The 23,146-nt window shown below is 73.3% G+C and carries 22 protein-coding genes and 1 pseudogene; 11 read left to right on the top strand and 12 right to left on the bottom strand.

What is annotated here, in order from left to right; all coding sequences use genetic code 11:
• Positions 1–15: 15 nt before the first annotated feature.
• From SROS_RS27145 to SROS_RS27135, 3 genes are all read right to left on the bottom strand, one after another.
• Positions 16–834, bottom strand: a complete 819-nt coding sequence (locus tag SROS_RS27145; protein WP_012892120.1) for an SAM-dependent methyltransferase — start codon at positions 832–834, stop codon at positions 16–18.
• 123 nt (positions 835–957) lie between these two features.
• Positions 958–1,812, bottom strand: a complete 855-nt coding sequence (locus SROS_RS27140) for an SAM-dependent methyltransferase (RefSeq protein WP_245564291.1) — start codon at positions 1,810–1,812, stop codon at positions 958–960.
• Positions 1,813–1,915: 103 nt separating this feature from the next.
• Positions 1,916–2,419: an ATP-binding protein gene (locus SROS_RS27135; protein ID WP_012892118.1), complete on the bottom strand. Its 504-nt coding sequence runs from the start codon at positions 2,417–2,419 to the stop codon at positions 1,916–1,918.
• Positions 2,420–2,657: 238 nt separating this feature from the next.
• On the opposite strand from SROS_RS27135, the gene SROS_RS27130 reads away from it, so the two are divergent.
• The 3 genes from SROS_RS27130 to SROS_RS27120 all read left to right on the top strand — a co-directional run bounded on the left by SROS_RS27130 (position 2,658) and on the right by SROS_RS27120 (position 5,533).
• Positions 2,658–2,894, top strand: coding sequence for a DUF397 domain-containing protein (locus SROS_RS27130; protein WP_012892117.1), 237 nt, complete (start codon positions 2,658–2,660; stop codon positions 2,892–2,894).
• 125 nt (positions 2,895–3,019) lie between these two features.
• Positions 3,020–3,925, top strand: a complete 906-nt coding sequence (locus tag SROS_RS27125; RefSeq protein WP_012892116.1) for a helix-turn-helix domain-containing protein — start codon at positions 3,020–3,022, stop codon at positions 3,923–3,925.
• Between the two features lie 60 nt (positions 3,926–3,985).
• Positions 3,986–5,533: an SDR family oxidoreductase gene (locus SROS_RS27120; RefSeq protein ID WP_012892115.1), complete on the top strand. Its 1,548-nt coding sequence runs from the start codon at positions 3,986–3,988 to the stop codon at positions 5,531–5,533.
• A 75-nt stretch (positions 5,534–5,608) separates the two neighbouring features.
• Here SROS_RS27120 and SROS_RS27115 read toward each other — a convergent pair whose 3' ends face one another.
• Entirely contained in the window at positions 5,609–5,989 is a 381-nt protein-coding gene (locus tag SROS_RS27115; protein ID WP_012892114.1) for a winged helix-turn-helix transcriptional regulator, read from the bottom strand.
• A gap of 168 nt (positions 5,990–6,157) precedes the next feature.
• Between SROS_RS27115 and SROS_RS27110 the strand changes: the two genes are divergently transcribed.
• Positions 6,158–6,844, top strand: coding sequence for an HAD family hydrolase (locus SROS_RS27110; RefSeq protein WP_012892113.1), 687 nt, complete (start codon positions 6,158–6,160; stop codon positions 6,842–6,844).
• Positions 6,845–6,898: 54 nt separating this feature from the next.
• Here SROS_RS27110 and SROS_RS46235 read toward each other — a convergent pair whose 3' ends face one another.
• Entirely contained in the window at positions 6,899–7,441 is a 543-nt protein-coding gene (locus SROS_RS46235; RefSeq protein WP_012892112.1) for a TetR/AcrR family transcriptional regulator, read from the bottom strand.
• A gap of 83 nt (positions 7,442–7,524) precedes the next feature.
• On the opposite strand from SROS_RS46235, the gene SROS_RS27100 reads away from it, so the two are divergent.
• Positions 7,525–10,038 (top strand): molybdopterin-dependent oxidoreductase, encoded by a 2,514-nt coding sequence (locus tag SROS_RS27100; RefSeq protein ID WP_012892111.1) that lies wholly within the window; start codon positions 7,525–7,527, stop codon positions 10,036–10,038.
• 76 nt (positions 10,039–10,114) lie between these two features.
• Positions 10,115–11,041 carry an FAD binding domain-containing protein gene (locus SROS_RS27095; protein WP_012892110.1) on the top strand — a complete coding sequence of 309 codons (927 nt, stop codon included), beginning with the start codon at positions 10,115–10,117 and terminating at the stop codon, positions 11,039–11,041.
• Positions 11,042–11,060: 19 nt separating this feature from the next.
• Here SROS_RS27095 and SROS_RS27090 read toward each other — a convergent pair whose 3' ends face one another.
• The 4 genes and pseudogenes from SROS_RS27090 to SROS_RS54545 all read right to left on the bottom strand — a co-directional run.
• Positions 11,061–12,314, bottom strand: a complete 1,254-nt coding sequence (locus tag SROS_RS27090) for a serine hydrolase domain-containing protein (protein ID WP_012892109.1) — start codon at positions 12,312–12,314, stop codon at positions 11,061–11,063.
• Between the two features lie 75 nt (positions 12,315–12,389).
• Complete coding sequence (locus SROS_RS27085) at positions 12,390–13,070, bottom strand: response regulator (protein ID WP_012892108.1); 681 nt, start codon at positions 13,068–13,070, stop codon at positions 12,390–12,392.
• Positions 13,071–13,142: 72 nt separating this feature from the next.
• Complete coding sequence (locus SROS_RS54550; RefSeq protein ID WP_425358638.1) at positions 13,143–13,412, bottom strand: sensor histidine kinase; 270 nt, start codon at positions 13,410–13,412, stop codon at positions 13,143–13,145.
• 238 nt (positions 13,413–13,650) lie between these two features.
• Positions 13,651–14,400: pseudogene (locus SROS_RS54545) on the bottom strand (histidine kinase); the annotation flags it as partial.
• A 114-nt stretch (positions 14,401–14,514) separates the two neighbouring features.
• Between SROS_RS54545 and SROS_RS27075 the strand changes: the two are divergent.
• The 3 genes from SROS_RS27075 to SROS_RS27065 are packed head-to-tail and all read left to right on the top strand — an operon-like array spanning position 14,515 to position 17,017.
• A complete protein-coding gene (locus SROS_RS27075) occupies positions 14,515–15,456 on the top strand; it encodes an ABC transporter ATP-binding protein (protein ID WP_043656796.1) in 942 nt (313 codons plus the stop codon).
• The gene (locus tag SROS_RS27070) at positions 15,453–16,250 is read left to right on the top strand and encodes an ABC transporter permease (protein WP_012892105.1); all 798 of its coding nucleotides are present in this window, start codon (positions 15,453–15,455) and stop codon (positions 16,248–16,250) included. The genes SROS_RS27075 and SROS_RS27070 overlap by 4 nt, the downstream gene beginning before the upstream one ends.
• Positions 16,247–17,017 carry an ABC transporter permease gene (locus tag SROS_RS27065; RefSeq protein ID WP_012892104.1) on the top strand — a complete coding sequence of 257 codons (771 nt, stop codon included), beginning with the start codon at positions 16,247–16,249 and terminating at the stop codon, positions 17,015–17,017. The genes SROS_RS27070 and SROS_RS27065 overlap by 4 nt, the downstream gene beginning before the upstream one ends.
• A 148-nt stretch (positions 17,018–17,165) precedes the next feature.
• Here the strand turns inward: SROS_RS27065 and SROS_RS27060 are convergent, their stop codons facing one another.
• Positions 17,166–17,732 (bottom strand): type 1 periplasmic-binding domain-containing protein, encoded by a 567-nt coding sequence (locus SROS_RS27060; protein WP_012892103.1) that lies wholly within the window; start codon positions 17,730–17,732, stop codon positions 17,166–17,168.
• Between the two features lie 54 nt (positions 17,733–17,786).
• Positions 17,787–18,539 (bottom strand): 2OG-Fe(II) oxygenase, encoded by a 753-nt coding sequence (locus tag SROS_RS27055; RefSeq protein ID WP_012892102.1) that lies wholly within the window; start codon positions 18,537–18,539, stop codon positions 17,787–17,789.
• Between the two features lie 235 nt (positions 18,540–18,774).
• On the opposite strand from SROS_RS27055, the gene SROS_RS27050 reads away from it, so the two are divergent.
• Positions 18,775–19,956: an MFS transporter gene (locus SROS_RS27050; protein ID WP_012892101.1), complete on the top strand. Its 1,182-nt coding sequence runs from the start codon at positions 18,775–18,777 to the stop codon at positions 19,954–19,956.
• A gap of 242 nt (positions 19,957–20,198) precedes the next feature.
• Complete coding sequence (locus SROS_RS27045) at positions 20,199–21,710, top strand: carboxylesterase/lipase family protein (protein WP_012892100.1); 1,512 nt, start codon at positions 20,199–20,201, stop codon at positions 21,708–21,710.
• A gap of 13 nt (positions 21,711–21,723) precedes the next feature.
• Here the strand turns inward: SROS_RS27045 and SROS_RS27040 are convergent, their stop codons facing one another.
• Complete coding sequence (locus SROS_RS27040) at positions 21,724–23,034, bottom strand: aminotransferase-like domain-containing protein (RefSeq protein ID WP_245564290.1); 1,311 nt, start codon at positions 23,032–23,034, stop codon at positions 21,724–21,726.
• Positions 23,035–23,146: the final 112 nt, after the last annotated feature.

The following is a 23,146-nucleotide window of genomic DNA, read 5'->3' as shown; positions in this document are numbered from 1 at the left end:
GCGGCGCCGGTCGCCTCAAGCGTCGGTCTTGCGGGCGACCCCGGCCACCGTCCAGGTCCGCTCCGGGCGCCGGGCGGCGAGCGGGTTGTCGGGACGCCACTGGCGGATGTAGACCAGGCCCGGATCGACGAGCTCCAGCCCGTCGAAGAAGCGCAGCACCTGCGTGCGCGTGCGTGAGGCGTCCTCGCTGCGGCCGAGGACCTTGCGGTAGATGTCGACGAGCGGCCCCGCGGCCTCGGGACGGGTGTCGAAGACGGCGTGGGCGATGACGAGGTGGCTGCCGACCGCCACCGCGTCGCGCAGCCGGGCGACGCTCTTGAACGGGTCGTCCTCGTCGGGGATGAACTGGAGCGCGGAGGTGATCAGGAGGGCCACCGGCCGCTCCAGGTCGATGAGCCGCCGCAGCTCGGGGTCCGCCAGCAGCTCGTCGGGGTGGAGCACGTCGCCCCTGACGACGGCGGTGCGGGGGTCGGTGGCCAGCAGGGCCAGGGAGTGGGAGAGCACGACCGGGTCGTCGGCGACGTAGACCACGCGTGCGGCGGGCTCGAGGGACCGGGCGACCTGGTGGACGTTGTGCTGGGTGGGGAGCCCCGAGCCTATGGTGAGGAACTGCGTGATGCCCTGCTCGACGAGATGGCGGACCGCCCGGCCGAGGAAGGCCTGGCCCTCCTTGGCCATCGTCCTGATCTCCGGGGCGATGGCGAGCACCTCCTCGGCCGCCCTGCGGTCGGCCGCGAAGTTGTCCTTGCCGCCGAGGAAGTAGTCGTTCATCCGGGCGACGTTGGGCACGCTCGTATCCAGGCCTGCCGGTGGCCGCCGGGTCGCGTCGCTCATGGGTCATCTCCTCGGTTGCCTGTGAGACTAAAGAACCGTGGCGTCCGTGGGTAGATGGCAGGCCATGGGCAATGCGAGAAATACGCTGATTGTTCCGTATAGTCCGCTGTCCCGCGCGGCCTGCTATTCCTTGCGGCCGACCCCGCCGACGACCCACACGGAGTCGGGCCGGTGGAGCACGATCCCGTCGGGCCGCCACCGGGGCACGTAGACGAGTCCGGGGTCGACGAGGGTGAGCCCGTCGAAGAAACGCCCGACGTCGGCGATGGTGCGCAGGTTGTCGCGGCGGGGGCCGGTGACCGAGCCCCGGTCCTGGTAGAGGGCGGCGAGCTTCGCGGTCGTCTCCGGGCACAGGTCGCTGACCGCGTGGGAGACGGCCAGGTAGCTGCCCGGCGCGATCGCCTTCTGCAGGTCGGTGACGATCTGCATGGCCAGGACGTCGTCGGTGACGTCCTGCAGGACCGAGAAGAGAAGGACCGCCACGGGCCGGTCGAGGTCGATCATGCCGGTGAGCCGGGGGTCGGAGAGCAGCCGCTCCGGGTCGCGGGCGTCGGCCTCGACCACGGTGGTCAGGAGGTCGTCCTGGAGCAGGGCCTGGGCGTGGACGACGGCCATCGGATCGTTGTCGACGTACACCACCCGCGCGTCGGGCGCGACGGCGTGGACCATCTCGTGCACGTTGCCCTGGGTCGGCAGGCCGCAGCCGATGTCGATGAACTGCCGGATGCCGGATTCGGCGAGGAAGCGGACCGCCCGGCCGAGGAAGCGGCGGCCCTCCCGGGTCATCGCGGGGAGTTCCGGCGCGAGCGCGAGCGCGAGCTGCGCGGCCGCGCGGTCGGCCGCGAAGTTGTCCTTGCCGCCGAGGAAGTAGTCGGCAATCCGGCCGGCGTTGGGGACCGTGGGGTCGAACGTGAGACGTTCGGTCTTCGGCGGCACCATGACGTCCTCCATCCGGCCGGTGCGGGTTTTAGCGGACAATATCCATCATTCGCCGAACATGAGACATATTCGCGCGAATCGCCGCCCCAGTGTGGGGTGGGGCGTCCGTCGTTCACCGCTCCGCTGTCGGATGGGGCGTCTGTCAGTGGCAGGCCTCCAGGTGGCGCGCCGCCCTGGAGGGGACGGCGAACGCGGCCCACACGGCCTTGCCCCGGCTCTCCAGGGGCGCCCATCCCCACATCTCGCTGACCCCCTGGACGAGCTGCAGCCCGCGGCCGTTCTCCGCCTCGTAGTCGGGCTCGCGCAGGCTGGGGCCCTGGTCGCTGGGGTCGGTGACCGCGCACAGCACCGAACGCTCGGTGTGGCAGAGGATGACCCTGACGTCCTGCGCGGAGCGGCCGCCGCCCCCGTCCCGCACGCCGTGGCGCACGGCGTTGGTCACCAGCTCGGAGACCACCACGCCGGTGTCGTCGATCAGCGGGGCCAGCTCCCAGGAGCGCAGCGCGGCGGAGGTGAACTCGCGGGCGGTGCGTGCCGCGCGCGGGTCGTGGCGCAGGCTCCGCACGGCCATCTGCAGATGGTCGATGTGGCTGTCGCCGTCCGCCCAGGGCGGCAGCCCGCTCGGGGGAAGCACGTGATCGAGCATTGACAACCACCGTTCCCACCCACCGATCTCTGTCCGGATGGGTGTGGCTTGGGTTTGATGTCGCGGGTGACCAGTCATCGATGACCTTGAGGAGGCGGGAGGATCGCGTAACAAGAGCAGTCCGTGCCGTCAATCTTGCCCGTCAAAATGTGCATAAGCAAGTACAGATGCACGTGCATCTGCACAACGCCCTATGCTGGTAATCGTGTTTCCCTCCCTAAACCGGTGAGAGGCGAGGATGAATCAGCCGCACAACGGCATGCCGGCGACGCTGCTGGACGGCATCGTCTGGCGCAAGAGCCACTTCAGCAATCCCAGCGGTAACTGCGTCGAGCTGGCCGCGCTGCCGGGCGGCGGGGTCGCGATCCGCAACTCGCGCGACCCGGAGGGGCCCGCGCTGATCTACACCCGCCGCGAGCTCGACGCCTTCGTCCGGGGTGTGAAGGGTGGCGACTTCGACGACCTGATCATCTGATCACCCGGATTGATTGAAGAATAAAATTCCATGTGGCCGGGAAGGTATGACCGGAGTACCGTGAAGGCTCGCGACGGCCACAAAGAGTGGGCGGGGGCTCGCGTTCCGCGCACGAAGGAATGTAGATGATCACACCTCACGCCGGAGGCGAGCCGGTCCGTCCCACCCCCATGGCCCTGCCGCGGGGGAGCTCGACGGTGCTGAGGATCGTGCTGGGCGCGCAGCTCCGGCGGCTCCGCGAGCAGCGCCACATCACCCTGGAGGAGGCGGGGCACGCCATCCGTGCCTCGCACTCGAAGATCAGCCGCATGGAGCTCGGCAGGGTCAGCTTCCGGATCAGGGACGTGGCCGACCTGCTCACGCTGTACGGCGTGACCGACGACGACGACCGGCAGTCGCTGCTGGCCCTCGTCGAACGGGCCAACGTCACCGGATGGTGGCACAACTACAACGACATCCTGCCGAGCTGGTTCGAGACGTATGTGGGCCTGGAGGAGTCGGCCACCGGCATCCGCAACTACGAGGTCCAGTTCGTGCCCGGCCTGCTCCAGAGCGAGGGCTACGCGCGGGCCGTCGTCAGGCTGGGGTTCCCGGCCGCGCCCGAGGAGGAGGTGGAGCGGCGCGTGCGGCTGCGCCTGGCGCGCCAGCGGCTCCTGCGCGGCGCCGAGCCGCCCCATCTGTGGGCGGTGCTCGACGAGGCGGTGCTGCGCCGTCCCCTCGGCGGGGCCGAGGTGATGCGCGACCAGATCGACCACATCCTCCGGGCGCTCGAACTGCCCAACGTGACCGTCCAGATCGTGCCCTTCAGCGTCGGCGGCCACGCCGCGGCCGGCGGGCCCTTCAGCATCCTGCGCTTCTCCCAGCCCGACCTGCCCGACGTGGTCTACATGGAGCAGCTCACCAGCGCGGTGTACCTCGAGAAGCGCGACGACGTGGACCGCTACCTCGAGGTGATGGAACGGCTCTGCATCGAGGCCGAGCCGGCGTCGCGCACGCGGGAGATTCTCACCCGGATCCGCGAAGAGCTGTAGGAGCAGCCGCAAAACGGCCCAGCCGGCAACCGTCCCGGCCCGCCGTACGAAAATAGTCAGATGAGATGCCTCGTGACCGGAGCGACGGGATACATCGGCGGGCGGCTCGTGCCCGAACTGCTCGACGCCGGATACGACGTGCGGTGCATGGTCCGCTCGGCCGGCCGGCTGCGCGACCAGCCGTGGGCGTCCCGCGTGGAGATCGCCGAGGCCGACGCGGCCGACGCCGTCCGGACGGGGAAGGCGCTCGACGGCGTCGAGGTGGCCTACTACCTCATCCACACCATGGGTGGGGGAGCGGACTTCGCCGCCGCCGACCGGCACGCGGCCGCCACCTTCGCCGCCGCGGCCCGGGAGGCGGGAGTGCGCCGCGTCGTCTACCTCGGTGGTCTCGCGCCCGACGAGGAGCTCTCGCCCCACATGCGCTCCCGCGCCGAGGTGGGGGAGATCTTCCTGCGTTCCGGGGTCCCGGCCGTGGTGCTGCGGGCGGCCGTCATCATCGGATCGGGCTCGGCCTCCTTCGAGATGCTGCGCTACCTCACCGAGCGGCTGCCGGTGATGACGACGCCGCGGTGGGTGCGGACCAGGACGCAGCCCATCGCGATCCGCGACGTCCTGCGCTACCTCGTGAGCTGGGCGGCCATCGAGGGCGAGGTGAACCGCTCCTTCGACATCGGCGGCCCGGACGTGCTCACCTACGCGGACATGATGCGCGTCTACACCGAGGTCGCCGGGCTGCCCCGACGGGTGATCATCCCGGTCCCGATGCTCAGTCCCGGCCTGTCGAGCCACTGGGTGGGGCTGGTCACCCCCGTCCCCGCGGGCATCGCCCGCCCGCTGGTGGAGTCGCTGCGCAACGAGGCCGTCTGCCGCGAGCACGACATCGCCGGCTACGTCCCCGACCCGCCCGGCGGCCTGATCGGGCTCAGGGAGGCCGTCGCGCTGGCCCTGCGGCGGATCAGGGAGGCGAAGGTCGTCACCCGCTGGTCCTCGGCCTCGACGCCGGGGGCGCCGAGCGACCCGCTGCCCACCGACCCCGACTGGGCAGGCGGCAGCCTCTACGTCGACAGGCGGGCCCGCCGCGTCGACGCGTCCCCCCAGGCCCTCTGGGCGGTGATCGAGTCGATCGGCGGCGAGAGGGGCTGGTACTCCCTGCCCGTCGCCTGGCGCGCCCGGGGCCTTCTCGACCGCCTCGTCGGCGGCGTGGGGCTGCGCCGCGGACGCCGCGATCCGCGCAGGCTCCGCGTGGGCGACGCGGTCGACTTCTGGCGGGTCGAGGAGGTCGAGCCCGGCCGCCTGCTCCGGCTCCGTGCCGAGATGCGCCTGCCCGGCCTGGCCTGGCTGGAGCTGAGCGTGCACCGGCACCGGGGCCGGACGGTGTACGGCCAGCGCGCGATCTTCCACCCCCGGGGCCTGGCCGGCCACCTCTACTGGTGGTCGATCTCGCCCTTCCACACCCTGATCTTCGGCCGGATGACGCGCAACGTCGCGGCGGCAGCCGAGCGCGGCGACACGTCCCCCACCCCGGCCCCCGCCACGGGAGGCATTTCCGGGGCCGACCCGTCCACCCCGCCCCGGCGCGATCCGAGGGACACCGTCGCCACCTGATCGCGGAGGGGTCGCAGAGGGCCAGGATGCCGATCGTCGCCGGTGACGCGGCCGGGGACCTTGAGGTCCTCTCCCTTACCGGCCGGAATCCACGCGCTGCCAGTAGGCGTCGCGGGCCTCGATGAGCTGGGAAAGATGCTTGTCCCCCCACGTCCGGCAGGCGTCGACCAGGTCGAGAAGGCTGCGGCCGAGGGGGGTGAGCGCGTACTCCACCCGTGGCGGGATCTCCGGGTAGGCGGTGCGGGTGACCATTCCGTCCCGTTCGAGCGCCCGGAGCGTCTCGGTGAGCACCTTCGGTGTGATGTTGTGCAGCGGCACGAGAAGCTCGGAGAAGCGCCGGGGGCCGTCTTCGAGGCAGATGACGATCATGGCGGTCCATTTGTCGCCGATCCGGATCGGCGTGATGCTGGACGGGCAGGCCGGGTCGAACATCTGGGGATCGAGTGGCTTGGTCACCGTTCAGACGGTAGTTAAGCGCCCCTGAGGTGACAAGTCTTCCCGGCGGCCTCCCGCCGACGGCCCGCCGACGTGACCCGCGAGGACTTCGCGGTCCCGGGCCGGTGAGACGTCGCCCGGCGGGACCCCGTCCGCCGCTCCGGCCGCGGGCACGCCGACAATGGAGCGATGGACTACCCAGAACTGCCCGGGCCCGCGTTCCTGTTCGACCTGGACGGAACCCTGATCGACAGCGTCTACCAGCACGTCATCGCCTGGCGCAGCGCGCTGTCGCGCCTCGGCATCGACCTGTCGGTATGGCGCATCCACCGGCGCATCGGGATGAGCGGCGGCCTGTTCGTCAGCGCCCTGCTGCGCGAGACCGGCCTGTCGCTGACCAGGAGTCAGATCGACGAGCTGCAGCAGGCCCACGCGGACGCCTACACCGAGCAGCTCGACTCGGTGCGCCCGCTGCCGGGCGCGGCCGACCTGCTCGCCGAGCTGACCGGCCGCGGCGTGCCGTGGGCGATCGCCACGAGCGGCTACGCCAGGACCGCCAGGCCGGCGCTCGGTATGCTGGGGCTGCCCGAGGACACCCCGATGGTCACCCGCGACCTGGTACGGCGGGCCAAGCCCGACCCCGACCTCTTCCTCGCCGGGGCGGCATTGCTCGACGTCGACCCGAGGTACGCCATGGTCGTCGGCGACAGCGTCTGGGACCTGCTGGCCGCCCGCCGGGCCGGAGCCCTGGGGATCGGCCTGCTGTCCGGCGGCTACGGCAGGGACGAGCTCGAACGCTCCGGCGCCTTCCGCGTCTACGCCGATCCGGCGGACATGCGTAACCGGCTCGACGAGCTCGGTGTCCGCCTCGACTGAACGCCCGGCCGGACGGTCCCGGGAGAGCGCCGCGAGGACGACCGGTCCCGGCGCTCAGGGCGCCACGAGCACGTCGATGACATCCTCGTAGCTGATCCCCTTCTGGGCGAAGTGCCCGGCCGTGGCGAGCTCGGCGAGGCCGTGGGCGGTGGACAGCAGGGCCATCGCCCCCGCCTTGGAGGCGGCCTGGCCGCCGGAGGTCTTCAGGCCGAGTGCGGTCATCACGTCGTCGATCGCCCTCTCCAGCTCCGGGTGGTGGCCGATGAGGAACTCCGAGGCGAACACGAGCCGGTATTCGTTGCGGTGCTCCATGGCGTACTCGACGTAGCTGGTGTAGAAGGCCCGCAGCCGCTCCCGGCGGTCGGCTCCCTCCAGGACCGCTCCGGCGACGTGCGCGCTCAGATCGACGATGACCCGGACCGCGAGCGCGGCGAGCAGCGCGGTCTTGTCGGCGAAGTGCCGGTAGGGGGCCATCCGCGACAGGCCGGTCAGGTCGCCGACCGCGCGCAGCGTCACCGCGTCGAGGCCCTCCTCGCGCAACAGGCGCAGCGCGCTCTCGACCAGCCGGGTCCTGGTGTCGTCCACCACGTCGCCCACTTTCTCACACCCTCCTGTGTTGACAACGTCAACACGGAAGCTGAGACTGGCGGCATGATGTTGACGACGTCAACAGGAGTGTCATGAAGATCATGCTGAACGGTGTCCCCGTCCTGCTGGACGCCGGCCGGGACGACGCGACCGTGGACGTCCTGCGTGACGGGCTCGGCCTCACCGGGGCCAAGGCCGCCTGCCGTACGGGGGTCTGCGGCGCCTGCACGGTCATGGTGGACGGCACGCCGCAGGCGAGCTGCCTGCTGCCGGCCGCGGCGGTGGAGGGGCGGCAGGTCACCACCGCCGAGGGGCTGGACCATCCCGTCCAGCGGGCGTTCGCGGTCCACGACGGCATGCAGTGCGGCTACTGCACGCCGGGATTCGTGGTGGAGGCCGCCGCGTTCGTGGACCGCTGGCGAGACGAGCACGGCGACACCACGCCGCCGCGCGAGCGCATCGCCGCCGCCCTGGCCGGTCACCTGTGCCGCTGCGGGGCGTACGCGGGCATCTACGCGGCGGTCGCGGCCGCCTGCCGCGGCGAGCACGACGACGGCGCCGGGGCGCCCGCGCGGGTGGAGGCGATGGACAAGGTCACCGGCCGGGCCCGCTACACCACCGACGTCCGCCTGGACGGCCAGTTCGAGGGCGTGATCATCCGCTCCGCGAGGGCGCACGCCCGGGTCGTCGAGGTGAAGGTGGACGGCGCGCACACGGTCGACCTGCTCCCGCCCGACCGGGTCGTCCGCTACGCGGGCCAGCCCGTCGCCGCCGTCGCGGCCCCCACCCGCGGCCAGGCCCTGGCCCTCGCGGAAGGCGCGCGGATCGTCTACGACCCGATCCCCGCCGCGCTCGACGACGCGCCCGGCGCCCCGCCCGTCTACGACGAGTCGAGCAGGAGGCACGCCCCCAGCTCCAGCGAGGGGCTGAACCTGCCGGGCGGCTGGAACGGCAACGTCAAAGGCCCCTTCACCATGGCGAGCCGGCGCAGCCGTACCGCGCGGCGCCGGATCGAGGCCGCGCGGCGCCGCGCGGACCCGCTCCTGGTGACCGGGACGTTCACCACCGCGGTGCAGGTCCACACGCCGCTGGAGCCGCACGCGTGCGTGGCCCGCTGGGACGACCGGGGAGACCTCCACCTGCACCTGTCCACCCAGACGGTGGGCCTGGCCGCCGAGCAGGCCGCCAAGCGCTGGGACCTCACCGTGGACCGGGTCCACGTCGTCACCGACCACGTCGGCGGCGGCTTCGGGGCCAAGGCCGGGATCACCGCGGAGGCGGTCGCGGCGGTCGAGCTCGCCCGGGTCTGCGGCGCGCCGGTGCGCGTGGTGCTGAGCCGCGCCGAGGAGCTCACCGACGCGGGCAACCGGCCCGGGACCCGCACCGACATCGCCCTGCTCACCGATGCCAGGGGTGATCTCGCCGCCCTCGCCGTGGACGTCCGCGGGCGCGGAGGGGTGGCGGTCGGGTCGGCCGTCGCGGTGTTCGCCCGCCTGATGTACGGCACGGCGCCCCGGCTGCTCCGCGATTCCGACGTCGTCACCAACGAGCCGCCCGGCACGCCGTTCCGCGGCCCCGGGGCGCCGCCCATGCTCTGGGCGCTGGAGCAGGCCGTCGACGAGGCGGCCCACCGCCTCGGCGAGGACCCCGTCGCGCTGCGCCGCCGCTGGGACGGCAACCGCAAGCGGCACGCGCTCTACGACTGGGTCGCCGGACTGCCCGTCTGGCTCGACCGGCCGGCGACCGGCTCGCAGACGGGCAGGTTCCGCCGGGGCGTCGGGGTGGCCGCCGCCAACTGGGCCTACATGCTCGACCCCGCGACCGAGGTGGAGCTGGAGGTGCGAGGGGACGTGGTCGTCGCCCGCACCACCGTCCAGGACATCGGGACCGGCACCCGCACGGTCATCGCCGAGGTCCTGGGCGAGGAGCTCGGCCTGCCCCCCGAGCGGATCCGCGTGGAGATCGGCAGGACCGGCACCGTCCACGGCCCGCCCTCCATCGGCAGCCGCACCACGACCTCGGTGGCCCCGGCCGCGCGGGACGCCGCCCGGCGCCTGCGGGCCCAGGGCCTCGCCGACGGCCGCAGGGTCGTCGGCAGGCGGCGCGGCGACCGGCGCGGCTACATCACCCCCGTCGCGGTCGCCGGCATGGCGCTGGGCCGCGGGTTCAGCGGCGCCGTCCACGTCACCGAGGTCGAGGTCGACACCCGCCTGGGCGTGATCAGGCCGCTGCGGGTGTGGGCCGGGATCGCGGTCGGCCACATCTACACCGAGCGGCTGGCGCGCGGTCAGTGCGAGGGCGGCATCGTCCAGGGCATCGGCTACGCGCTGCACGAGGAGCGGCACGTCGACCCGGTGACGGGTGCCGTGCTGACCACGAACCTGGAGGACTACCGGATCCCCGGCATCGGGGACACCCCCGAGATGGTCGTCCACTTCCACCAGGACGGGTGGGACCACGTCAACGGCGGCGGCGTCGGGGTGGGCGAGGTCTCCACGATCGGCGTGGCCGCCTCGGTGGGCAACGCCGTCCACAACGCCACCGGCTGGCGCCCCCGCGACCTGCCCATCCGGCCTGACCGGCTCCTTGAGGGGATCAGAGGTTGACCGCTCTCACCGGCCCCGGCCGGAGCCCTCGTGATCTGCCCATCCGGCCTGACCGGCTTCTCGAAGGGATCACCCGTTGACCGTCCTCACCGATCTCGACCAGGCCGCCCGGCACGCGGGCGAGTTCCGCGCGGGCGGCACCGATCTCATGGCCCGCCGCCCGGCCGGGCCGTACGTGGACCTGCGCGGTCTTCCCGGACTGTCCGGCCTCACCTGGCGGCCGGACGGCTCCGTCCGGATCGGCGCGCTGACCACGGTCGCGGAGCTGGCCGGCGACGTACGGCTCCGCGCCGACCATCCCGCCCTGGCGCTGACGGCGCAGGCCCTCGCCACCCCCCAGATCCGGGCGGTGGCCACCGTCGGCGGCAACCTGCTCCAGCGCAACCGCTGCTGGTACTACCGCAACCCGGCCTTCTCCTGCCACCAGAACGGCGGCGACTCCTGCCCGGCCCGCGCGGGGCTCACCCTCTACTCCGCGGTGATCGATACCGGCCCGTGCGTGGCCCCGCATCCCTCGTCGCTGGCGATGGCGCTGCTCGCGTGCGAGGCCTCCGTCGAGGTGCACGGCAGGGGCCCGTCACCGGTCGGCGACCTGTACGGCGACGGCTCCGACCCCGCCCGAGACCACCTGCTCGGCCCGGGTGAGGTCCTCGTCGCGATCGACCTGCCGCCGCCCGTGCCGGGGGAGCGGGCCGCCTACCACCGTGCGATCGGCAGGTCCGAGGCCGAATGGCCGCTGGTGGAGGCGGTCGCGCGGCTGGCCCAGGACGGCGGCGGGATCGCCCGCGCCGCGGTGGCCGTGGGAGGCGTCGCCCGCACCCCGCTGCGCCTGCCCGAGGTCGAGGAGGCGCTGCTCGCCGGTGAGCCCCTCGACCGCGCCGCCGCGCGGGCCGCCGCCCGGTGCACCCCGACGGCCCAGAACGGCTACAAGGTCGCGCTGCTCACCGGGACGGTCCTGGAGGTGCTGGAGCGCGCCGCCGGGGCCGCCGAGGGCGGGTCCTGAGCCCGGCCGGCGGCCCCGGTCAGAAGTACTTCGGGGTCAGGTCGGTCGTCGGCCAGGTGGTGACCTTGTTGAGCTCGGCGTTCATGCGCGGGCTGAGCACGTCGAAGTCGAGCGTGCCCTCCTCCTCCCGCCGGTTGAACAGGGCCGCGTAGGTGAAGCCGTTCTGCAGCCGGGCGAGGTAGGTGTAGGTGCCCGGCAGCGATCCGTCGTGCCAGGTGTTGAGGTTGCCCGGCACCTGGCGCACCCACCAGCCGCCCCCGTACCAGGAGCCGTTCTCGTTGACGCCGATCTCCGGTTTGGCGAACATCCTCCCGATCGACGCGGCGTTGAGCACCGGCCCGGCGGCGTCGAAGACCCGCGAGAACCGCACCAGGTCGACCGCCGAGGCCAGCCAGCCGCCGCCGGCTCCCCGGTTGGCCATGCTGAAGCCGCCGTACGGAGTCGGCACCACCGTGCCCGAGTCGTCCGTCACGGTCTTGCCGGTGTACTGCGAGGAGTAGACGACCTCGGTCAGCGCGGCCTCCGACCTGAGGACGCGGCCCAGCCGCATCCGGGTGATGCCGACGGGGGCCAGGAGCTTCTGCTTGACGTAGGACTCGTAGCTCGTGCCGGAGACCTTCTCGATGATCCGGCCGAGCAGCATGTAGCCGTAGTTGCTGTAGGCCATCCGCGCCCCCGGGGCGAAGTCGAGGGGCCGGGCGCCGGCATAGCGGATGATGTCCTCCTGGCTGATCGGCAGCGGCGCGTCCAGCGTGGCGGAGATCTGGTGGTCCAGGTAGAGGTAGTCCTTGGACACGTTCCGGTCCCAGCCGCCCAGATGCTGTATCAGCCGGAGCACGGTGACCTGCGCGAGGCGGGGGTCGGCCTCGGCCGAGAGGCCGAGCAGCGTGGTGACCGGCGCGGCCAGGCTGAGCTTGCCGTCCTGGACCAACCGCATGATCGCGGTGGCGGTGATGTGCTTGCTCAGGCTCGCGATGCGGAACAGCGAGGTCGGGGTCACCGAGGGGATGGCCTGCGACCCGTCCGAGTACCGGTAACCGCGGGCCAGGAGGATCTTGCCCTTCTTGGCGATCGCGAGCTGCGCGCAGGAGATGTTGCGCTCCGTGACGAAGGTCTTCATGACCTTGTCGAACCCGGCCAGCGCCGCCGGGGCGATCCCCGAGGTGGTCACGACCGGTACGGGCGCGGCCTGGGCGGGACGGGTGCCCAGCGCGACGGCGGGCACGAAGCCCGCGCTCGCCTTGAGCAGGTTCCGGCGGCTGAGCGTTGTCACTTTTGTCCCCCAAGTCGCTGACGTAACAGGAAGGTCAGCATTTTACGGTTTTTTGGGTATACCGGAACCCGATGGCTATCCCTGGCGCGGCCGGCGCGACGCCACCGAGACCAGGCCGGTCTCGTAGGCGAGGATGACGAGCTGGGCGCGGTCGCGGGCGCCGAGCTTGCTGAGCAGCCGGCCGACGTGCGTCTTCACGGTCGCGAGGCTCAGGCGCAGATGGCCGGCGATCTCGGTGTTGGACAGCCCCCTGGCGATGAGCGCGAGCACGTCGCGCTCCCGGCCGGTGACGCCGCCGAGCTCCCCGGCGAGCGGCTGCGACGGCTCCGGGCGCCGGGCGAACTCGGCGATGAGGCGGCGCGTCACCGTCGGGGCGAGCAGTCCCTCACCGGCGGCGACCACGCGGATCGCCGCCAGCAGCTCGCCCGGCGGCGTGTCCTTGAGCAGGAAGCCGCTGGCACCCGCCCGCAGCGCCGCGTAGACGTATTCGTCCAGGTCGAACGTGGTGAGCATGAGGACACGCACGCCCGCGGTGTCGGCCGAGCCGCAGATGCGCCGGGTCGCCTCGATGCCGTCCATCTCCGGCATGCGCACGTCCATGAGCACCACGTCCGGCCGCTCGCTGCGGGCCAGGCCGACGGCCTCGACCCCGGTCCCGGCCTCGCCGACCGTCGTCAGGTCGGGCGCGGTGTCCACCAGGACGCGGAAGCTGCCGCGCAGCAGGGCCTGGTCGTCGGCGACCAGCACGCGGATCACGCCGTCCTCCCCCGGGGCAGATGGTCGCACCGTCTCACGCCGTCCCTCCGTGTGCTCGCCGGGCCCGCCCGTTCACGCGGCCCTCCCGCCGGGCCCGCCGTACGGCGTGCTCCCGCCGTAGGGCAGCCGTGCCGACACCCCGAACCCGCCCTCCGGCCGTCGCCCGGCCGTGAAGGACCCTCCGTACATGAGGACCCTCTCCCGCATTCCGGCCAGCCCGTGACCGGGCTGGCCCGGCAGGACCCGGTGGCCCGGACCGTCGTCGGTCACCTCGACCCGTGCCTCCCGCCCGTCCGCCTCGACCACCACCCGGCAGCGCGCCGGCGCGGCGTGCCTGACCACGTTGGTCAGGGCCTCCTGCACGATCCGGTAGACCGACAGCTCGACGCCCCTCCGGCAGCGCGGCCGCGGTGACGTCCAGCTCGACGCGGACGCCGGCCAGCGCCGCCCGGTCGGCCAGTCCGGGCAGGCCGGCGAGGCCGGGCGCGGGGGAGAGGCCGGAGCCCGGGTCCGGCGCCGTGCCGGAGCGCATCACGCCCAGCAGGTGGCGCATCTCGGTGAGCGCTCCCCGGCTGGTGGCCTCGATGACGCGCAGCGCGTCCCTGGCCTCCTCCGGCCGGGCCTCCGCGACGTGGTTGGCGATCCCCGCCTTGACCGCGATGAGGCTCATGCTGTGCGCGACGACGTCGTGCAGCTCGCGCGCGATGCGCAGGCGCTCCTCGGTGACCGCCCGGTCGGCGAGCTGCTCCGCCGCCCGCGCCGCGTACGCGCGCCGCTCGCGCACGGCGCGGCCGACCGTCCAGGTGCCGCCGAGGAGCGCCACGCACGGCAGGAGGACGCCGAGGAGGCGCAGCCACCAGCCGGGGTCGGGGCTGCCCGCCACCGACAGCATCACCACGGCGGCCGCGCTGCCCACGCCGATCGTGACCGTCGGCTCCCACCGGGGCCTGGGCCGGGTGAGCGCGACGAGGTAGAGCGCGAAGGCCGCCGCGGCGAACCCGTCGTGCACCAGGCCGAGGAACATCGACGCCAGGGACGTCCCGAGGGCGAGGACGAAGACGGGCAGCGGCCACCGCCGCCGCAGGGCGAGTGCCGACCCGGTCACGGCCACGAGCAGGGACTGGGCCCACAGCGGCGTCTCCGTGGCGGGCCGCGCGGCCGCGAACGTCAGGAGCGTGATCGTGTACGCCGCTCCTGCCAGAGCGTCGAGCGCGATGAGCTGGCCGCGGCTCCACCGCCGCAGGAGCAGCGAGCCGTCCAGGTTGAGGTCGTCCACGTTGAGACGGTATCCGCCCGGGTTCCGGTCCGGCCTCCACCCGGGGGACGTCATCCTCAGGTCTGACTTTCCCCACGGGACGGCCCCGCCGTCGGACCCCGGTCCGACGGAGAAGTCCCGGCCGTGGTCCGACGCGCCGCCGGCCCGCCGTACGGAACCCTCGACGGCATGATCGAAGTCAAGGAGCTGACCAAGCGCTACGGCGCGACCGTCGCGGTGGACGGGCTGTCGTTCCAGGTGACGGCGGGGCTGGTGACCGGCTTCCTGGGGCCGAACGGCGCGGGGAAGTCCACCACCATGCGCGTCCTGCTCGGCCTGGACGCCCCCACCTCGGGCGAGGGACTCGTCAACGGCCGCCGCTACGCCACGATCCGGCATCCGATGCACGAGGTCGGCGCGCTGCTCGACGCCGACGCCGTGCACGCCGGCCGCAGCGCCTTCGACCACCTGCGCTGCCTGGCACGGAGCAACCGCATCGGCGGGCGGCGGGTGGCGGAGGTGCTGGAGCAGGTGGGCCTGGCAGGGGTCGCCCGCAAGCGGGCCGGCGGGTTCTCCCTCGGCATGCGGCAGCGGCTGGGGATCGCCGCGGCGCTGCTGGGCGATCCGGGCGTGCTGATGTTCGACGAGCCGGTCAACGGCCTGGACCCGGAGGGCGTGCGGTGGATCCGCCACCTGATGCGCTCGCTGGCCGCGGAGGGACGCACGGTCCTGCTCTCCAGCCATCTGATGAGCGAGATGGCGCTCACCGCCGACCGTCTCGTCGTCATCGGACGCGGCCGGCTGATCACCGAGACCTCGGTCCAGGACCTGGCCGACCGCTTCGAGCGGGGTGTGCTGGTCCGCTCCCCGCGCGCGGCGGAGCTGACCGCCGTGCTCAGGGCCGCCGGGGCGACGGTCCTGGTGGAACCGGACGGCGGGCTGGCCGTGAAGGGACTGGAGGTGGCGGAGATCGGCGACCTGGCCGCCGGGCACGGACTCGCGGTGCACGAGGTGACGCCGCGCAGCGCCTCCCTGGAAGAGGCGTACATGGAGCTCACCGGCGACAGCGTCGAGTATCGGGCGGCCGGTGGCTCCGGTGACGGCGGCGGGCGACAGGGGGCCGGGCGATGACCGACGTGCTGGCCTCGGAATGGCTGAAACTCCGCTCCGCCCGCTCCACCTGGTACATCCTCGGCGTCGTCGTGGCCTTCGTCCTGCTCATGGCCGGGTTCGCCTTCTACGTGGTGAGCCTGTGGGAGGGCATGCCGCCCGAGCGGCGGGCCGGGCTGCGGGCCGCGCAGCCGGAGCAGGTCGTCCTGTTGCCCCTGCAGATCTGCGCGGCGGTGCTCGGCGTTCTCACGATCACCTCGGAGTACGCCACCGGCATGATCCGTTCCAGCTTCGTGGCGGTGCCGCGGCGCGGCACGGTGCTGGCGGCGAAGGCCGCGGTCGTCGCCGCCACCACCCTCGTCATCGGGCAGGCGAGCGTGTTCGTGACGTTCTTCGCCGGCCGGGCGATCGCCGGGGACCGCCCCATCCGGGACTTCGCGCCGACGCTGGCCGGAGAGCTCCCCAAAATGCTGGCCACGGGGCTGTCGCCGATGGTGCTGGCCCTGGTCGGGCTCGGCCTGGGCGCAGTCCTGCGCTCCACGGCGGGGACCGTCGCCTCCGTCGTGGCACTGCTGTACGTGGTCCCGAGGTTCGCGCTCGCGCTGCCCGACCCGTGGAACGCCCGGGTCGGCTCGGTCCTGCCGGAGGACCTGACCCGGCAGCTCGCGGGCGAAGCCCCCATGGCGGTCGACCTGGGGGATTCGGCCAGCGCCATCGGCCTGTCCCCGCCGATGGCGCTGGCGGTCATGGCCCTGTACGTCGTCGTCGCGCTCGGTGCGGCGGCCGCCGTACTCGGCAGGAGAGACGTCCGATGACCGATGTCCTCGCGTCCGAGTGGCTGAAGCTCCGCTCCGTCCGCTCCACCTGGTACATCCTCGGCCTGGTCGCCCTCGCCGTGCCCCTCGTCGCCTTCCTGACGCTGCAGGGGGTGAACGGCTGGGACGGCCTGTCGCCCGGGCGCCGGGCGCGATTCCAGGCTCCGCCCATGGAACAGGCCCTTCTGCCGCTCGTCCAGCTCTGCATGGGTGTCCTCGCCGTGCTGGCGATCACCTCGGAGTACACCACCGGCATGATCCGCACCAGCCTGGCGGCCGTGCCGCGCCGCCGGAGGGTGCTCGGCGGGAAGGCGGTGATCACCGCCGGGATCTCCCTCCTCGGCGGTCTGCTCTTCCTGTTCGGGGCGTTCGCCGTCAGCCGGGCGATCGTCGGCGACCGGCCGATGAGCCCCGGCTACACGACCCCGCCGGAGGCGGAAGTCCCGATGCTGCTGGCCTCCGGCCTGTCGGTGGCGGTGATCGCACTCGTCGGCCTGGGCCTGGGCGCGGCCACGCGCTCCGCCGCCGGGGCGATCGTCGCCCTCAGCGGGCTGCTGTTCGTGCTCCCCGTGCTCGCCGGACTCCTCCCCGGCCCCTGGAGCGGCCGGGTCGGCTCGGTGCTGCCGGCCAACCTCGCGGGGCAGCTCGTGGACCATCCGTCCGCCGTGGGAGACCTGCCGCCGCTCGGGGCGCTGGGCGTGCTGGTGGCGTACGCGGTCGCCGCCCTGGGCGCGGGAACCGCCGTCCTGGCCCGCCGGGACGCGTGAGAGGCGGACATCCCGCTCCGGCACCGAGCCGCAGGAGCGGGCGGTCGCGGCCGTGAACACCCCCGGCGCGGCGGGGGCGTTCGCGTGCCGTACGGAGGAGCCGCGGCGAAGGCGGCCGGAGTCAGTCGCGCGCCGTGGGACGGCGTGGTCACCGGGGGCTCTCTCCGGGGGCCGGGTAGTAGGTGATCAGACCTCGGCCGATCTGCCAGGTGCTGCCGTCCGCCGCCACCCCGCGCATGCCCTCCAGCGTGCCCGGCCCGGCCAGCCGTACGACCCGCACGTCGCCCAGGCAGGCGAAGCCGTAGGTGCGCCGCGGCTCCCAGCCGGTGCTGTGCCGCAGCCGGCGGCTCATCTGCGCCCACCCGGCCGCGGCGCCGGTCACCACCCACGCGTCGGGGTCGCCGGCGGCGAACCGCCGCGCCGGGCGCAGCCAGGACGCGGCCTCCTCGGGCCAGTCGACGACCGCCTGCACGGTCCCGCCCGCGCCCTCCCAGCTCCGGACGAACGCCTGGGCCGCCGCCCGGGAGGCGTCGTCGCGGCCGTGGCCGACGGTGACCGTCTCGACCCGCGGCCGGGCCGCGGTCAGCAGGTCCAGCAGCGCCGCCGTCTCGGCGGGGGTGTGCCCGGCGGGTCGCCCCGGAGCGGCGGCTCCCGTGACGTCGCCCCGGCGGATCAGCGGTGAACCTGAGCCGGTGACTCTTCCGGTGACGGTCATGTCGTGTGCTCTCTGTCGATCTTCCAGGCGGCGTATCCGCACGGCCGTCCCCCTTCAGGCCGCGTCGTGGAAGACCAGGCCCAGGGTGTGGCGGATGCCCGAGCGGACGGTGCTGACTCCGTGGCGGACCGGGGCGGCCGACCAGCCGCGCGCCGACTCCACGGGACGGTCACGGGTGGTGAAGACCAGTCCGTGGCCCTGCCGGAGCAGGGTCGAGGTGCCGCGGGACTGGGCGCGGGGCCGCTGCTCGACCATCAGGAACTCCCCGCCGGTGTGGTCGACGCCGGGCTCGTCCAGGCCGATGACGACCTGCAGGGGGAAGACGAGGTCTCCGTACAGGTCGCGGTGGAGCGCGTTCCAGTCGCCCTGCCGGTAGCGCAGCAGGATCGGCGTCGGCTTGGTCTGCCCGGCCGCGTGGCACATCTCCAGCCACTCGTCCAGGGTGTCGGGCCACGGTGCGCTCCTGCCGAGCTTGGCGGCCCAGTCGCGGGCGATGGGCAGCAGGCGCGGATAGAACGCCTGCCTCAGTTGCCGGACCGGTTCGGGGAACGGGCTGTCGAAGTAGCGGTACTGCCCGGATCCGAACCGGTAGCGGGCCATGTCGACGGTCGAGCGGAAGCGCCCGGCCTCCTCGTACAGCGCGGAGAGGTCCGCGCACTCGGCGGGGCCGATGAGCCGCGGGGTCAGGGCGCAGCCGTGGGCGTTGACCTCGTCCGTCACGCCGGCCCAGTCGACCCGGCCGACCCGGGTGGCGAGGTCGGCCTCCGCGGTCACCGTGCCGCCGGTCTGCCGGGATGGGGTGTTCATGGGTGGCCTCGATCCCTTCGGAGAGGTGGTCGTCTCACACCTGGTAAACGTCCCGGGGCGGCCGGATGTGAGGTCCCGATCTCAGAAGGGCTGGAAATCCGGTCCCTCTTCACGGGCGGTTGCCAGTGCCTGCGCCAGGCATCATACATCGCAAGCCAGTTACCCGCGTTTGCAACTATAGGGCGTTGGCAACTATTGTCGGCGCTTGTACTTGTCGCACGTAACTGGAGGGTTCATGCCTCTCGCCTTGCTCGCGCTGGCCATCGGTGCCTTCGGCATCGGCACCACGGAGTTCGTCATCGCGGGCCTGCTCCCCGAGGTCGCCCGCGACTTCGGCGTCTCCATCCCCACGGCCGGCTACCTCATCTCCGGTTACGCGCTCGGCGTCGCGGTGGGCGCCGCGCCGATGACCGTCCTCGGCACGCGCATGCGGCGCAAGCACCTGCTCCTCGCCCTCATGGTGATCTTCATCCTGGGTAACGTGCTGTCCGCGCTGGCGCCCACCTACGGGCTGATGATGACCGGCCGCATCGTGGCCTCCTTCACCCACGGCGCCTTCTTCGGCGTCGGCGCGATCCTGGCCGGCGACCTGGTCGCCCCGGGCAGGAGGGCCAGCGCCATCGCCCTGATGTTCACCGGCCTCACCCTCGCCAACGTGCTCGGAGTGCCGATGGGCACCTTCATCGGCCAGGCCTTCGGCTGGCGCGTCACGTTCTGGGTCGTGGCCGGCCTCGGTGTCGTCGGCCTTCTCAGCATCGCCGCGCTCGTGCCCGTCCAGCCCCGCCCCGCGAGCACCGACATCGGCGCCGAGCTGGCCGTGTTCCGCAGCCCTCAGGTATGGCTGGCCATCGGGATGACCGTTCTCGGGTTCGGCGGCGTCTTCGCCTCCTTCACCTACATCGCGCCGATGATGACCGAGGTCGCCGGGTTCTCCGAGGGGGCGGTCAGCTGGCTGCTGGTGCTCTTCGGCATCGGGCTCGTGATCGGCAACCTGCTCGGCGGGCGCCTCGCCGACCGCGCCCTGATGCCCAGCCTCTACGCCCTGCTGGCCGGCCTCGCGCTCGTGCTCGCCGTCTTCACCTTCACCTCGCACGCCCGGATCCCCGCCGCGATCACGGTGTTCCTGCTCGGCGCGTTCGGCTTCGCGACCGTCCCGCCCCTGCAGAAGCGGGTCCTCGACAACGCGGCGGCGGCGCCGACGCTGGCCTCCGCCGTCAACATCGGCGCGTTCAACCTCGGCAACGCCCTGGCCGCCTGGCTCGGCGGCCTGGTCATCACGGCCGGTCTCGGTTACACCGCGCCCAACTGGGTCGGCGCGCTGCTCGCCGCGGCCGCCCTCGCCCTGGCGGCCCTCTCCGGGCTGCTCGAACGCCGTACGGTAGCGGCCGCCCCCCGGCCCGAGATGCAGCCGGTCTGACCGCTCCCCGGACGGGGATCCGCCGCGGTGTCCTTTCAGGCCCTTCAACGCCTTCAGGGCCTCCAGGGCGCCGGAGGCGGGTCCGGCGCCTCCCGGGCCGTCACCCCCGGCCGGGGCACGTAATCCGTTTGTCCGGCGCCGGTCCGCTCTGGAAGCATGCTCCGTCCGCCGGCACGTCAGGCGGTCGAGACGGCGGCCGGTGGTCAGGGAGCCGGTCGTAGCGGTCGTGGAACAGGGGGCGCATGAACAAGGCGATGGCGGGCGAGGTCGTGGCGACGACGGGCGGGCGGGTGCGGGGCAGGAGGGTCGCCGGCGGCGTCCGCGCCACGCTCGGAATCCCCTACGCGGCCCCTCCGTTCGGTGCCGGCCGGTTCCGGGAGCCGCGGCCCGCGTCGGCCTGGAGCGGTGTGCGGGACTGCGACCGCTTCGGCCCCGTCGCGCCGCAGTCGGCGCGGTTGCCCGGAGCCCCGGCGTGGTCCCCCGGCCAGGACGACATACTGAGCGTGAACGTGTGGGCCCCCGAACGGGCCCCGGGCCCGCTCCCCGTCCTCTTCTGGATTCACGGCGGCGCCTACACCTTCGGCTCCTCGGCGCAGCCCGAATACGACGGCGCCGAGCTGGCCCGCGCCGGGCTGGTGGTGGTGACCTGCAACTACCGGCTGGGGTTCGAGGGGTTCGGCCACGTGCCCGGCCTCCCCGCCAACCGGGGCCTGCTCGACCAGGTCGCCGCGCTGCACTGGGTGCGCGACAACATCGCGGACTTCGGAGGCGACCCCGGGAACGTCACCGTGGCCGGGCAGTCCGCCGGGGCGGGCTCGGTCGCCTGCCTGCTGACCATGGACCGGGCGCGCGGGCTGTTCCGGCGCGGCATCGCCCACAGCGTGCCCGACGCCTACTATCCGCCCGGCCTGGCCGCGGGCCTGACCCGGAAGGTGGCGGCGGCCGCCGGAATCCCCGCCACCGCGGGAGGGCTGCTCTCCGCAGCGCCGCATGCCCTGGTCGCCGCCTCCGACCGGGTGGTCCAGGGCTACCGCGCCGACCCGGCCTCCGGCCCGCTGCACTACGACACGGTGATCTACGGGCCGGTTCTCGACGGGGACGTGCTCGCCACGGATCCGCTGTCCGCGCTCTCCGCGGGCACCGTACGGGAGATGGACCTGCTGTTCTGCCACACCACGCAGGAGTCCTGGCTGATGCATCGGACCGGGAGCATGCCTCCGGTCACCGACGAGGAGGGGCTGGCCCGTTTCGCGGCGGACTTCGGCCTGCCCGACGCCCTGGTGGCGGGCTACCGCGCGCTGCTGCCGGACGCGCCGGTGCTGGAGGTATACCTCGCCATGGCCGGAGACGCGGTCTTCGCCGAGCACACCGCCGGGCTGGCGGGGGCCCACGCCCGCGCGGGCGGGCGGGCCTTCCTGTCCCGCTTCGCCCGCTGCCGCACCTCCCCGGACGGCGACACGGTGCGGCCGTGGCATGCCGCGGATGTCCCGTTCGCTTCCGGCAATCTGGACGCCGTCGGCGTGGACTTCCTGATCGGCGGCGTCCCCGACGGGCAGGACCGCGCGCTGTCCCGGCGGATGGTGCGCGCCTGGGCCGACTTCTGCGCGACCGGCGATCCCGGCTGGTCCCGGCTCACCACGTCCTCCGCCCCGGTGAGGTCCTGGGGCGTGCCGGAGGACCGGGTGGCCGAGGACGACGCCGCCGCCGTCCACGCCCTGTGGCGCGGGGTGATCCCCTCCCGGCTGCGGCTCTGACCGGGAGGCGGAGTCAGTCGCGCTCCTCCCAGGCGCGGGCGAGACCGGTGACGGCCTGGTCGAGCAGCTCGGGCGGGAGGGCGAAGCTGAGGCGCAGGCGGTCGCGGTGGCGGCCGTCTGCGGAGAACAGCGAGCCGGGCGCGACGGCGACGCCGTACCGGCGGGTGAGCGCGGCGAAGCGGTCGGTGTCGACGCCGGGGAGGCGGGTCCACAGGGACAGGCCGCCCTGGGGCCGCGTCCAGGTCCACCCGGGGAGCCGGGCGGTGAGTGCGGCGGCGAAGTGGTCGCGGCGGCGGGCCAGCTCCGCACGCCAGGAGGCGACGGGGTTGCGTTCGAGCAGTTCGGCCGCCAGACGCTGGGAGACGGCGCTCGTGGCCAGGTCGGACCCCTGCTTGGCCTCGGTCAGGCGGGCCAGCAGCGGCTCGGCGGCCTCCAGCCAGCCCAGCCGCAGCCCGCCCCAGAGCACCTTGGACAGCGAGTTCACGGTGACCGTGCCATACGGGTGAACCGTCGCGAGCGGGGCCGGGGGCTCGCCCTCGTGGACGAGCTCGGCGAGGGTCCTGTCCTCGACGATCGTCACGTCCTGCGCCCGGGCGAGCTCCGCGACGTGCCGCAGGTCGGGGACGGCGCCGGTGGGGTTGCCGACGCTGACGACGTAGACGAGGGCGGGCCGGTGGCGGGCGATCGCCGCGCCGACCGCTCCGGGATCGGCCAGGTCGACGGGTACGGCGTGCGCTCCCGCCCGCCGGAGGATCGCGAGGGCGCCGCCGTACGTCGGGTCGTCCACCAGCACCCGGTCACCCGGGCGCAGCAGGACCCTGACGGCCAGGTCGATGCCGTGCTGGGCGCCGCCGGTGATCAGCACGTCCCCGCCGAGCATGGCCCGCAGCCGGGGGTCTCCCCTGGTGTCGTAGCCGTGGCCGCTGGGAGTGCGCATGAGCTCGGCCGGGTCGAGCGGGGGCAGGACCAGGTGGGAGGGGTCGGGCACGACGGAGGTGGACAGGTCGGCGAGCACCGCGCCCGCGTTCAGCAGCCCGGTGAACGAGGGCGCCTGGAGCAGGTAGGTGCCGCTGCCGTGCCTGCGCTCGCAGAGTCCCTCGTCGCACAGGGCGTTGAAGGCGGCGGCGACCGTGCCGCGGCTGAGGCCGACGGCCTGGGCGAGGTCGCGTTCGGACGGCAGCCTGGTGCCGGGGGCCAGCGCGCCGATCTCGGCGAGGTCGGTCAGCGCTCCGGCGAGCCTGCGACCGGCCGGCTCCCTCCCCTGGCGCAGCCGCAGCCGGTCACGCACGAGGGCGGCGAACTGGTCCAGATCTTCACTTCCCACCCGGCCATTATGTCGTCGCGTGATCCGATATGCCCTTGCGTGGACCACTATGGCGCCGATACTTTGCCACTCATCAATCAAGTGGCTCATATTCATGGGCTGAATGATGCCA

This window comes from Streptosporangium roseum DSM 43021 (genome assembly GCF_000024865.1).
Classification (GTDB): Bacteria; Actinomycetota; Actinomycetes; order Streptosporangiales; family Streptosporangiaceae; genus Streptosporangium; species Streptosporangium roseum.
This window is presented reverse-complemented; position numbering and strand designations above follow the sequence as displayed.